Source organism: Acinetobacter sp. S-1 (assembly GCF_059579785.1).
Window position 1 is genome coordinate 2,025,074 of sequence record NZ_CM184207.1, and the last position, 12,235, is coordinate 2,037,308.

The window sequence follows — 12,235 nt, forward strand, 5'->3', positions numbered from 1 at the left end:
AAATGGCTTATAGCGAAAAGGTAATTGATCATTACGAAAACCCACGTAATGTTGGTGTTTTAGATAAAAACTCTGAAAATGTTGGTACAGGCATGGTGGGTGCACCTGCATGTGGCGACGTGATGCGTTTACAAATTCAGGTAAATGATAGTGGTGTGATTGAAGAAGCACGCTTCAAAACTTATGGTTGTGGTTCTGCAATTGCATCAAGCTCACTTGTAACTGAATGGTTAAAAGGTAAGACTCTTGATGAAGCTCAAGCGATCAAAAATATTGATATCGCAACTGAGCTTGCTCTTCCTCCAGTAAAAGTTCACTGCTCTGTACTAGCTGAAGATGCAATTAAAGCTGCGATTGATGATTACCGCAGTAAAAAATCTAAAGCTTAATTTGTTACCATTGTAAACGTTGGAGTTTTCATGATTCATTTAACTGAAAATGCTGCGACTCATATTAGCAATTACCTTAAAAATCGAGGTAAGGGTGAAGGCATTCGCGTGGGTGTGAAAACTTCTGGTTGTTCTGGGTTGGCTTATGTTCTCGAATTTGTTGATTCTGTCGATGAACATGACCAAGTTTTCGAACAATTTGGCGTTAAGGTTTTTGTAGATCCGAAAAGTCTTGTCTATTTAGAAGGCTTAGAAATGGATTACGTAAAGAATGGCCTTAACGAAGGGTTCGAATTTAACAATCCCAATAAAAAAGGTGAATGTGGTTGCGGTGAGTCTTTCACTGTATAACTCCCTCTTCTCCTTCCATCCTTTTCATTAAAACAGTGACTTTTTATAGCACTGTTTTAATGTATTTAATTAACGTGGACCTCCTTTCTAATGAATCATTTTGAGTTGTTCAATTTACCCGTAGAACTCGATATCGATTTAGCGAGCTTAAAATCTAGTTTCTTAAGTTTGCAACAGCAATATCACCCAGATAAAGCAGAAGATAAAGATCAGGCATTGATCAAATCAAGTGAAATCAATCAAGCTTTTAAAGTACTTTCGCAAGTAGATAGCCGCGCTGCTTATCTATTAGCGTTAAAAAAGCAAGATCATCACCTTGATCAATCCATTAGTGATTTTGAGTTCCTACAATCAGCTCTAGAGCTTCGTGAGCAACTTGATGAAGCAACTTCACAAGAGCATTTAAGTACTCTTAAGCAAGAAGTTTTTCAGTGGATTGATGGCTTAGTTCGCGAATTTAAAATTGACTACTCAGATGAAGATTGGGGCGAAGCTCGAGATACTGTACGTAAATTACGTTTCTTTCAGCGCGTTCTTAACGATATTGAAAAAGCAGAAGATCAACTGTTGGATGATGAAGACAACTTTGATTTAGACGATGATTTTTAATTTGCTTTTTCCAATTTATATTCAAAGGATTTAACTCATGGCACTTTTGCAAATTGCTGAACCGGGTCAATCCAGTGCCCCACATGAACACCGCATTGCGATTGGTATCGACCTAGGAACAACACATTCTTTAGTTGCGACAGTGTTATCAGGCAAACCAAAAGTCCTTAACGACGAAAAAGAAAGACGACTTCTCCCTTCTATTGTGCATTATGGAAATGATGTCACTCATTATGGTGAAGAAGCAAAACCTTTCATTATTGCTGATCCAAAAAATACAATTGTTTCTGTAAAACGTTTTATGGGACGTTCAAAAGCAGATATCAAATTTCAACACCCATATGAATTAGTGGGTTCTGAAAATGAGATGCCAGCTTTCGAGACACATGCTGGTCGTAAAACGCCTGTTGAAATTTCAGCTGAAATTTTAAAACAACTAAAAGAGCGTGCTGAATCTAGCTTACAAAACCCAGTAAATGGAGCCGTAATTACTGTTCCAGCTTATTTTGATGAAGCACAACGCCAAGCAACACGCGATGCTGCACAGCTGGCTGGTTTGAATGTATTACGTCTACTAAATGAGCCAACTGCTGCTGCTGTGGCTTATGGTTTAGATCAAGAAACGAATTTAGCTACAGATCATAACTATGTGATTTATGACCTAGGTGGTGGTACTTTCGACGTATCAATCCTACGTTTTTCACAAGGTGTCTTTGAGGTATTAGCTACAGGTGGTCATACTGCTTTAGGTGGTGATGATTTAGATCGTCTCATTGTTAAGTGGGCTAAAAAACAATTAAATATTGATACGCTAAGTGATGAAAACTATGCAGTATTTATTGTTGCTGCTCGCCAAGCAAAAGAACAGCTCTCTACACAAGAATCCGTTCAGTTAAAACTACTTGAAAATGTACTAACACTTGATCGTTCAACCTTTGAGAGCATTATTCAAGTTGCTTTAGACAAAACAATCAGTGTTTGCAAACGTGTTTTACGTGATGCAAAACTTGAGTTATCAGATATTCAAAATGTTGTTTTAGTAGGTGGTTCTACCCGTTCGTATGCTGTTCAGCAAGCAGTTCGCAATGTATTTAACCAAGAACCACTTTGCACAATTAATCCTGATGAAGTAGTAGCGATTGGAGCTTCTATCACAGCCAATCAATTAATTGGAAACAGCCAAGACGGCTCACTACTTTTAGATGTTACTCCTCTTTCTCTTGGCTTAGAAACCATGGGTGGATTAGTAGAGCGTCTTATTTCTCGTAATACAGCTATTCCGGTTGCTCGCCGCCAAGAGTTTACTACTTATCAAGATGGCCAAACTGCCATGCTGATTCATGTAGTTCAAGGTGAAAGAGATTTAGTCGAACACTGTCGATCGTTAGGAAGATTCGTTCTTCATGGCATTCCCCCAATGACTGCTGGTCAAGCACGTATTGAAGTTACCTTTCAGGTAGATGCAGACGGCTTACTTACTGTTTCAGCTCGTGAAACAACTTCAGGCGTACAAGCTCAAATTGATATTAAACCATCTTATGGTTTATCAGAGTCTGACACTGAACGCTTATTAATTGAAGGTTTCCAACATGCAGAAGAAGACAAAAATCTGCGTCATTTAAAAGAAACCAAAGTTGAAGCTCAACGTGAGCTTGAAGCATTAGAACAAGCACTGAAAGTTGATGCTGATTTACTCAATGATGAGCAACTCGAATCACTTAAAACCGCTGAAAATATGCTTAAAGTACAACTTGAAGGCAATGATATTCAAGCGATTGAAAAAGCTGTAGAACAACTTAAAGTACATAGTGATGCTTTTGCTGCACTACGTATGAATCGACATATTGACCACGCCTTAAAAGGTACAAAACTTGAAGATTGGTCAAATTCAAACTAAAGGTATAGGTGATCAATATGCCCCGCATTAAAGTACTTCCTCACGCTCAATTTTGTCCTGAAGGTGCAGAATTTGAAGTTGAACAGAATGCAAATCTTTGCCAAAGTTTGCTTGATCGAGGAATTAAAATCGAACACGCATGTGACATGTCATGTGCTTGCACTACCTGTCACGTAGTAGTTCGTAAAGGTTTTGATAGCCTAGAAGAAATGGATGATGTTGAAGCAGATCTTTTAGATCGCGCTTGGGGTCTTGAACCAGATTCTCGCCTCTCATGCCAAGTAAAAATTGTTGATGAAGATTTAGAAATCGAGATTCCTAAATATACAATCAACCACGCTTCAGAAAATCATTAATCGTGTTAATAAAAAAGGCTGCTTTAAAAGCAGCTTTTTTTATGTTTTATAAACTCTAAACTTGGTCTTGTGGATCTATCTCTAAAGGTTTAACTTCATCTTCAAGTCTTAACTGTGCAATACCTTGAGTATTTACTAAAGTTTGTTGAACTTTAATTCGTTGAATCATTTTCTCAAGCACTTCTACTAATTCAGGATATTCATAGTTTTGTACTTCTTCTAAATTAAGTACCAAGTGAAAGCCTTTATACTCATAATCGAACCATTGCTGATGATCCGATTTATTGCCTGTATATTTCTCCATCACTTGCCATGTCTTTACCGCACCTTGAATACCTTTTAGATAAATCGGTGTTTTAGGAGCGCACAAGAAATCACTTTTAATTAATTGATAAGTATCGTCTGAAATTAAGATTTCATCTATTTCAGCAGCATATTGCAAACGAGCCGCTAAATTAACATCACGACCTACAATCGTATAAGCCATACGATGTGTTGCCCCATAATTTCCTACGTGGCAATAACCAGTACTAATACCCATCCGGATATGCAATGCTGAGTAACCCATTTTTTTCCAGCGCTCGCGCAACAATTTCATTTGCTGTCGCATAGCGATTGCCATTTCTACACATGCTTTGGCATCTTGTTCCACACCTTGTGAATTTGGATCACCAAAAAATATGAGGATGGCATCTCCCATAAATTTATCGACTGTGGCTTCATACTGTTTAGCAATTTCAGTCATATGACTTAAATAATCATTAAGCAAGAATGCTAAATCATCTGGAATTAAAGTTTCTGATAACTCTGTAAAACCCTGAATATCTGAAAAAAACACCGTCATTTTTTTACGCTTATATTCAATCTTTGCTTCAGCTTCACCGCGCATAATAGACTGCCATAACTGTAATGGCGCATAACGGCTTAACTGATTAGCAAAAGCAATATAGCGGGTCATTTGATCATAGTAATGTTGACGCTGCTGACTGATTTTTTTAACCCAACGATGCTGATAGTAGTTTCCGATGGTAATAAACATAACCAAGCCAAGAAGTGTAATTACAGTCAACTCTTGGCTAGTAGGCTCAAAATATGTATAAAAACCAAATAAAAAGAAAGTACTTAAATAAAAAATAATCGCGCCTAACAAACTGGTCAAACAAATGACTGCGAAAGAAATACGACTATTAATTGCTGAATAAAATAAAGCAAAAAGTGCAATAAATGTAGGCACTAAATTAAGATGCAGACCTGCTAAGGTAACGGCTACAACAATTGCATCAATTGCAAAGAAAACACTTTTTTGAGTTTTTTTATCGAATTGGTACTGAAGCCAGTGTTCTAACTTCGAACTAATAAAAAGTAAGAACAGGAAAAAAGGTGGAACATAGATCTGATAATTTGTATTAGGTGAGGTAAAAGCATAAATCACTAAAATTAATGACAGAATTGAATATCCCATCAAGCGATGAAAATATGCAAACTGCTTAGGCTCTCTATCGATAAACCTCTCTAATTGCACCCTATCCTCCACACCTCAATGTAGCCACATTCACATAAATGTGGCATTGCATTGATTTAGTCCATGCGCCAATCAAATGGCATATCACCTTGACCACGTAACGCAAGCATAAGAGTTTGACGCATATGAGCCAGCACATCATTTGTATAAGGAACTGCAGGTGTACCCCATACTGGTTTAGGCCATGCAACATCATTCTGATAACGTACCACATGATGGAAATGCAATTGAGGCACCATATTCCCCAAAGCTGCAACATTCATTTTATCAGCACGGAATACACGAGATAGCTGGCTAGATAACCAACTTGATTCACGTAAAAACTGTTCTTGGTCAGCTTGGCTCAACTCATATAATTCTGTTATTCCCGGCACACGAGGGATTAAAATCAGCCAAGGGAATTGCATATCATTCATTAAACGACATGTTGAAAGCGGGAAATCGCCTACAAAAAAAGTATCTTGAGCAAGTTGTGGATGCAAACTAAACATATCTTTTATAAATGACAATAAACAATAATGGCTAATACTATCACATCAGTTTTGATGTGAGTATTACTAGTGTCTGGTTTGATTACAAATAACAATGATTTTATGCACTTATTCCCCCAATAGACCGAGAAATCGTGCATAAAATTCTGTTATCAACATATAAAGGATTTGTATAGAATGAAAATCACTTTAAAACACTATTCAAGCATGTAATTCATTCAATAATTTCGCTAATAAATCATTAATAAATTGGATCCGTTTTTCCTGCTCTTCAAGCTGAACCATAACCTTTAAACGTTGACCACCTTCCATACGATAATAGGTTGGATGCTTTTGCATGAGTTGAATAATACTGATGGCCTGAACAGGTGTATCAGGCGAGAATTCAATATTGCCACCTTGAGTATTAATATCGATTTTAGTAATCCCTAACTGTTCAGCTTTCAATCGAATTTGATGAACACTAAATAAGTGTTTAACTGATTGCGGTGGAACCCCAAAACGGTCAATAAGCTCCATACGGATGTTGTCGAGCTTTTCTTGGGTATCTGTATTACTAATACGCTTATAGAATAATAAACGCTGATGCACGTCACCTAGGTACTCATCTGGAATAAGAGCAGGTATGTGTAAATTAATTTCTGCTGTTAATGATAAAGGTGCATCAAAATTCGGCGTTTTGCCTTGCTGAATCGCTTTAGTAGCTTTTTCCAGCATTTCCATATATAGGCTATATCCAATTGCCTGCATTGAACCACTTTGCTGCTCACCTAAAAGCTCACCAGCACCTCGAATTTCTAAATCTTCTGTAGCCAGCATGAAACCAGCACCAAGAGTTGAAGCACGTTGGATTGCATCAAGGCGTTTTTCAGCATCACCTTTTAAATGCTTTATGGAAGGAACCAATAAGTAGGCATAAGCTTGGTGGTGTGAACGTCCTACACGGCCACGCAGTTGATGTAATTGAGCTAGACCAAGTTTGTCGGCCCTTTCGATCAAAATGGTGTTGGCATTTGGAACATCAATTCCGGTTTCAATAATGGTTGAGCATACCAATACATTGTATTCTTTGTGATAGAATTGTTGCATGACTTGCTCAAGTTCTCTTTCCCTCATTTGTCCGTGAGCCACTGCTACACGAGCTTCAGGAACAAGCACGCGAATATTTTCAGCTGCTCTCTCAATCGTATCAACTTCATTGTGCAAGAAATATACTTGGCCACCACGTAGTAACTCACGCAAGATCGCTTCTTTAATAGACGCTTCGGTATGTTCTTGTACAAAGGTTTTAACAGCTAAACGACGGGCTGGCGGTGTAGCAATGATAGATAAATCACGCATTCCCGAAAAAGCCATATTTAAAGTTCGTGGAATTGGTGTAGCTGTAAGTGTTAACATATCAACATCTGCGCGTAATGCTTTAATACGCTCTTTATCACGCACACCAAAACGATGTTCTTCGTCGACTACCATTAACCCTAGATCTTTAAACTGTACATTTTCTTGTAAAAGTTTATGGGTACCCACCACAATATCGACTTTGCCCTCAGCAAGATCTTCAATATTTTTCGTATGCGTTTTATTTGAACCAAAGCGTGATAATACTTCAATACGAACAGGCCAGTCGGCAAAGCGGTCTTTAAAAGATTCATAATGCTGTTGAGCAAGTAATGTCGTCGGTACTAATACAGCGACCTGCTTACCATTTTGCACCGCAACAAATGCTGCTCGCATTGCAACTTCTGTTTTACCAAAACCAACGTCCCCACAAACAAGTCGATCCATCGGTTTAGCTTGTTGCATATCATAAAGCGTCGCTTCAATAGCATTGGCTTGATCAAGTGTTTCTTCATACGCAAATCCGCTTGCAAATTGCATATAAAGCGACTGATCGACTTCAAAGCCAAAACCAGGTTTTGACTGACGACGTGCCTGTATATGTAGCAACTCTGCTGCAACATCATGAATTTGTTCTAAAGCTTTACGTTTAGCCTTACTCCACGCGTCAGTTCCAATTTTGTGTAATGGTGCTAAATCTGGATCTCCGCCACTATAGCGGCTAATGAGATGCAAGTTAGTCACAGGCACGTAAACTTTTGCCTCTTCAGCATAGTCTAGTTGCAAGAACTCATAGTCTTGCCCTTCAATTGCCAAAGTAATTAATCCAGCGTAACGCCCTACACCATGGTCAATATGAACAACAGGAGCACCTATGCTTAATTCGGTCAAACTACGAATTAGGAATTCTTCTGAAACTTCTTGCTGACGTTTACGACGACGTTGGACTACCCGATGCTCATATAACTGATTTTCTGAAATAACAGACAATTCATCAGTTAAAAGCAAACCACGGTCTAATGGCGCATTCGTAATCGCAATCGCAAACTGACTTTTCTGGAATTGCTCAAAACTATCTACACTAGGAATATCTCCCAGACTGGCACGTAAACCATCTCTTAAACTTTCTCGTCGACCAGCACTTTCTGCAACCAATAAAACAGGATGATTTGCTTCATCAATATATTTTTTAACTACGGCAAATGGTTTGTCTTTTTTCGGATCAACTGGCAACTTAGGTGGTTGCTCAACCTCAAGATTTAGAGCCCCAACTTTTTCTTCAACTGCTTCAGCACTCACAAGCATACGTGGGAACTGATTTAAAGCACTTAGTAAGTTATTTGGTGCAATAAATAACTCATCAGGTGGGAGAATTGGCTGGTCTGCGTTATGACGTCTATCTTCATAGCGACGGAAAACTTCTTTCCAAAAACTGGTTAAATCAGTATCAATATCATTATTTGTAATTACAATGCAATTCTTTGGAAAGTACGTTGTGAGTGTACTTTGAGATTGCATGTAAGTTTTATCAAAAAATAACGGTAAATAAAACTCAATTCCTGGAGATGCAATTCCATCAAGAACATCTTGGTAAATTGGGTTTTTCTTAGGATTTGCAGTCGGAAAAAGTTCAGAATAACGGTCTCTAAAAATTGAACGAGCTTCTTTTAATGGGAACTCTTTTGCTGGTAAGACGGTAAAACTTTTTAAAGTAGTTGTGGTTCTTTGCGTTTCTGGATCAAAGAATTTTAAAGTATCAATTTCATCATCAAAAAGGTCAATACGGATAGGTGCATCCTGACCAGATGCAAAAATATCCATAATGCTACCACGTACAGCAAACTCACCATGGTCATAAACCGTATCTACTAAATGATACCCAGCTTGTACTAAACGTAGCTTCTGTTGTTCTAAATCAAATTTTTGCCCCACACGTATATCAAAATGCTCCCCTAAAACCCAAGAATATGGTGCAACTCTTTGAGCTAAAGTGCTTGCTGAAATGAGCAATACACCTTTTTGCGGCATATTGGATAAAATCGCGAGTCGCTCTGAAACAATATCTTGATGAGGTGACAAGCGGTCATACGGCAAAATCTCCCAATCAGGGAAAATTGTCGGTTTTATGCCATAAAATTCAAGTTCACTTTCTAACTGAGCAACATGTTGGTTATTTCGAGCTACTACAACGAGCAAAGATGAATGCTGAACGGCAATTTCTTTGAATAATAATGCAGCAGACGAACCTAATAACGACCCTACCCAACGCTTTTCACCGGCTTTGAGCTGTTGTAAATTCAATTGAGAGATTTCTTGTTGAAACATGTATATGGCTTTTATCAGCTAAGAAGATATGAGCTCAATAGTAGCATGATGTTTTTAGTGAAATGAGTTATTTTTTTGAAAATCAAACTACTAGTTAGCCCTACTTTTTATATTTTTTAATCAATCAACTATGATTATTTATCACGCAAAAACAAAACGTAATATTGATTTAATATTTGTATAATCGCTTTAAGTTGGAGTAGCCTTTCTTGATTATTTTCCAATCTTGCAACATAACGCTGTGTTGCGATTTCTAAATCAATCTTTTCATTAATTTGTGGCGTAATTTGAAATAACTTTTGAAGATTATCAAAATTCTGTAATTTACGGTTTGAGAAATATTCAAGATGCTCTGACCACTTTTGATTAATCACTACATCATTAATGATAGGCCCACGTTCAGAATCAAATTTTAATTGATTCTCTTGCAAGTAAAGTTGTTCTGGCGTTTCTTTTGAGCCTTGAAAAAGCTGCGTTATCTTTTTAAACATTTCATCACATCATATTTATTTCAATTTAAATAATGGAAGTAATCTAGTCACTCCCATCATTTGAGTCTTCTAAACTAACGACTATTCATCGCCTAAATCATCAAGAAAATCTACAGTCGGTACAAAAAATAAAGTACCTGTTTGAGCAGTACTAAAGTCAAGTAACCGATCTAGGTTACCATGCTCGTTGCCTAAAAACATGTTCTCAAGCATTTGTCGGGTTGTACTAAATTTACGCGAGTAGCCAATAAAGAATGTGCCATATTCATTTCTAGAAGGATTTGAAAAAGGCATATTAGCTCGCATAATTTTAAGTTCATTACCTTCCGCATCATGAGCTTTACTAACCACATTATGAGCAGTTAAAGGTTTTTCATCATCGCCGAGCTCAACATCATTGAACTTTTTACGGCCAATCACTTTTTCTTGCTCTTCGTCAGTTAATGAACGCCATTTGTCCATATCGTGTGTATATTTCTGGATAAAAGCATAACTTCCCCCGATAAAATCTGGGTCTTCATCGCCTACTAATGCCCACTGCGCAGCAATAACTGGTTCAGGGTTCTCAGTCCCATCCACAAAGCCAATAATTGCACGCCCGTCAAAATAACGGAAACCATGAACTTCATCAATTGGATAAGTTACCTTACCAAGCTGTTGATTAATTATATTGCCCAGCTCGTAACATAAAGTCTGACGATCAGCACGAATATGAAAAAATAAATCACCTGGAGTTGAGACAGCCGTGTATTTCGGACCTCTAATTTCTTGAAATGGTAGTAACTCTTGAGGCTTGGATTGCTCTGGAAATAATATATCCCATGCATTGGAGCTAAAACCTAAAGTAGCATTAAATTTACTATCTGGATAACGATTAGTTAGACTTCTGGTTAGTGCTGAAAAATTAGCAGCAAAATCTTTTACTTTTTCTATTACAGAATCACCTTGAGCTAGTCCCAATACAATAAATAATGCATTTTCACCAGGAGCACTCGTTACAGGTTGAATTCTCATACATTCCATAAAATATGCCTTTTTAGGTATTTAAGCTTATTAATTTAGCATACTCATATTTTTTTCATACAACCTGTTAAGAAATCTGATGTTGATAAGAGTTTAAGAAAACGCCTAAACTCTTATCAAATTAACCTTAATCAACGTCCATATTGCTTTTTTAAATACTTTACGATTTGAGCCGACTCAAACATCTTCACTCCCGTATTTGGGTCTACTAAGTATGGTACTTGCATTTTATCCTGCATAATCGGCAATAGCTTTTCTCTTTTTCCACCTTCTAAAGGTATGTATTTACCTGGTTTTAAGCGAAAAATAGCAGGTCCCATATCTTGCCATCTCTCTTTTGCCACATTATGCAAAATATATGGAAGCTCAAGTTCAGAGAGTAGACTTCTTACAATTCGTGAATACGGACTTGCTTCAAAACTCCATAACTCAAGTTTTTGCTCTGGAGCAGCTCTATCAATAATTTTTTTATTTATCCAAACTCCACGGGCACCATTTAAGATAGTTCCTGCAAATGCAACATAAGGCATGTTTGGGTAACTCGAAAATTTCTGAGGTGTTTTCCCTGTCTTACCATAATGTTTAAATAAATGATGAATAATATCTTGTGATTCGTATAACTGATCGCCAGTATTTTCATCAATTAAAAATGGAAACTGTAATTTTCCGCCTTTTTCTTTTACAACTGAACGATACTTTGTTCCGCCTTTAGGACATGGATAAATTTCAACGTCCAGATTCAAAAGTGTAATCACTTCACGAACGCGACGACAAAATGGTGAACCTTCAAATTCATATAATTTCAAAGCTTTTACAGGTTGTTGTGGAAATGCTGTTCCTGAAACACCTCTACCACCTTCAGCAATTGCAGATACAACTGCTTGAAGTACTTTAATTTGATGAATCACCATCGTGCCTTCCTTTATATTAGAGAATTAGACTAATTTTTCTTTTGCTACCACAATCCCATTATTATCAGCATAGATAAAATCACCAGCTTGAATTGTGACTCCACCAAAATACAAATTAATATCTACCTCACCAATGCCCTTACGATTACTTTTTTGTGGAATTGCAGCCAATGCATGTACTCCCAAATCTAAGGTCGCAATTGCATCAACATCTCGTACACAACCGTAAATCACTACACCATTCCAGTTGTTTTTAACTGCTGACTCAGCAATCAAATCACCCATAAGTGCACAGCGCATAGATGCACCACCATCAACAACTAATACTTTACCTGTACCATCTGTTGCCAATAACTCTTTTACACGTGAGTTATCTTCAAAGCACTTTACTGTTACAACCTGCCCCCCAAAAGTTTTACGTGCTCCATAACTTTGAAAGAACTTGCCATCCATTGATGGGATTACAACCTGTAAGTCTTTTTCAGGGTTATCATCTAATAAATCACATGTTACAAATGGTACTGTCGACACT

General features: G+C 37.4%; 12 protein-coding genes. 5 read left to right on the plus strand and 7 right to left on the minus strand.

Going from position 1 to position 12,235, the window contains the following annotated elements; translation table 11 throughout:
* Window positions 1-2: 2 nt before the first annotated feature.
* From iscU to fdx, 5 genes are all read left to right on the plus strand, one after another.
* Entirely contained in the window at window positions 3-389 is a 387-nt protein-coding gene (gene iscU / locus AC52J8_RS09675; RefSeq protein WP_002117907.1) for a Fe-S cluster assembly scaffold IscU, read from the plus strand.
* 30 nt (window positions 390-419) lie between these two features.
* Entirely contained in the window at window positions 420-740 is a 321-nt protein-coding gene (gene iscA, locus AC52J8_RS09680; protein WP_002117986.1) for an iron-sulfur cluster assembly protein IscA, read from the plus strand.
* A 90-nt stretch (window positions 741-830) separates the two neighbouring features.
* The gene (gene hscB / locus AC52J8_RS09685; protein ID WP_002117921.1) at window positions 831-1,349 is read left to right on the plus strand and encodes a Fe-S protein assembly co-chaperone HscB; all 519 of its coding nucleotides are present in this window, start codon (window positions 831-833) and stop codon (window positions 1,347-1,349) included.
* Window positions 1,350-1,386: 37 nt separating this feature from the next.
* The gene (hscA, locus tag AC52J8_RS09690; RefSeq protein ID WP_086398969.1) at window positions 1,387-3,246 is read left to right on the plus strand and encodes a Fe-S protein assembly chaperone HscA; all 1,860 of its coding nucleotides are present in this window, start codon (window positions 1,387-1,389) and stop codon (window positions 3,244-3,246) included.
* A 17-nt stretch (window positions 3,247-3,263) separates the two neighbouring features.
* Window positions 3,264-3,602: an ISC system 2Fe-2S type ferredoxin gene (gene fdx, locus AC52J8_RS09695; RefSeq protein ID WP_009387062.1), complete on the plus strand. Its 339-nt coding sequence runs from the start codon at window positions 3,264-3,266 to the stop codon at window positions 3,600-3,602.
* Window positions 3,603-3,657: 55 nt separating this feature from the next.
* On the opposite strand, the gene AC52J8_RS09700 is transcribed toward fdx, so the two are convergent.
* From AC52J8_RS09700 to rraA, 7 genes are all read right to left on the minus strand, one after another.
* Window positions 3,658-5,124: an adenylate/guanylate cyclase domain-containing protein gene (locus AC52J8_RS09700; RefSeq protein WP_032003548.1), complete on the minus strand. Its 1,467-nt coding sequence runs from the start codon at window positions 5,122-5,124 to the stop codon at window positions 3,658-3,660.
* Between the two features lie 56 nt (window positions 5,125-5,180).
* Window positions 5,181-5,615, minus strand: a complete 435-nt coding sequence (locus AC52J8_RS09705) for an HIT domain-containing protein (RefSeq protein WP_002117900.1) — start codon at window positions 5,613-5,615, stop codon at window positions 5,181-5,183.
* A gap of 201 nt (window positions 5,616-5,816) precedes the next feature.
* Window positions 5,817-9,278: a transcription-repair coupling factor gene (gene mfd / locus AC52J8_RS09710; protein WP_086398968.1), complete on the minus strand. Its 3,462-nt coding sequence runs from the start codon at window positions 9,276-9,278 to the stop codon at window positions 5,817-5,819.
* Window positions 9,279-9,412: 134 nt separating this feature from the next.
* Complete coding sequence (locus AC52J8_RS09715) at window positions 9,413-9,769, minus strand: hypothetical protein (RefSeq protein WP_086398967.1); 357 nt, start codon at window positions 9,767-9,769, stop codon at window positions 9,413-9,415.
* An 81-nt stretch (window positions 9,770-9,850) separates the two neighbouring features.
* Window positions 9,851-10,783 (minus strand): Dyp-type peroxidase, encoded by a 933-nt coding sequence (locus tag AC52J8_RS09720; RefSeq protein ID WP_086399048.1) that lies wholly within the window; start codon window positions 10,781-10,783, stop codon window positions 9,851-9,853.
* Window positions 10,784-10,923: 140 nt separating this feature from the next.
* On the minus strand, window positions 10,924-11,703 hold the full coding sequence (locus AC52J8_RS09725) for a glutathione S-transferase N-terminal domain-containing protein (protein WP_086398966.1): 780 nt from the start codon (window positions 11,701-11,703) through the stop codon (window positions 10,924-10,926).
* A 24-nt stretch (window positions 11,704-11,727) separates the two neighbouring features.
* Window positions 11,728-12,234: a ribonuclease E activity regulator RraA gene (gene rraA / locus AC52J8_RS09730; protein ID WP_086398965.1), complete on the minus strand. Its 507-nt coding sequence runs from the start codon at window positions 12,232-12,234 to the stop codon at window positions 11,728-11,730.
* Window position 12,235: the final 1 nt, after the last annotated feature.

What these genes read in the sequence shown, in the direction of transcription:
- iscA (WP_002117986.1), top strand. Translation starts at nt 420, where the DNA reads ATGATTCATTTAACTGAAAATGCTGCGACTCATATTAGCAATTACCTT.
- AC52J8_RS09725 (WP_086398966.1), bottom strand. Translation starts at nt 11,703, where the DNA reads ATGGTGATTCATCAAATTAAAGTACTTCAAGCAGTTGTATCTGCAATT.
- iscU (WP_002117907.1), top strand. Translation starts at nt 3, where the DNA reads ATGGCTTATAGCGAAAAGGTAATTGATCATTACGAAAACCCACGTAAT.
- mfd (WP_086398968.1), bottom strand. Translation starts at nt 9,278, where the DNA reads ATGTTTCAACAAGAAATCTCTCAATTGAATTTACAACAGCTCAAAGCC.
- AC52J8_RS09720 (WP_086399048.1), bottom strand. Translation starts at nt 10,783, where the DNA reads ATGAGAATTCAACCTGTAACGAGTGCTCCTGGTGAAAATGCATTATTT.
- AC52J8_RS09715 (WP_086398967.1), bottom strand. Translation starts at nt 9,769, where the DNA reads ATGTTTAAAAAGATAACGCAGCTTTTTCAAGGCTCAAAAGAAACGCCA.
- hscB (WP_002117921.1), top strand. Translation starts at nt 831, where the DNA reads ATGAATCATTTTGAGTTGTTCAATTTACCCGTAGAACTCGATATCGAT.
- fdx (WP_009387062.1), top strand. Translation starts at nt 3,264, where the DNA reads ATGCCCCGCATTAAAGTACTTCCTCACGCTCAATTTTGTCCTGAAGGT.
- AC52J8_RS09705 (WP_002117900.1), bottom strand. Translation starts at nt 5,615, where the DNA reads ATGTTTAGTTTGCATCCACAACTTGCTCAAGATACTTTTTTTGTAGGC.
- hscA (WP_086398969.1), top strand. Translation starts at nt 1,387, where the DNA reads ATGGCACTTTTGCAAATTGCTGAACCGGGTCAATCCAGTGCCCCACAT.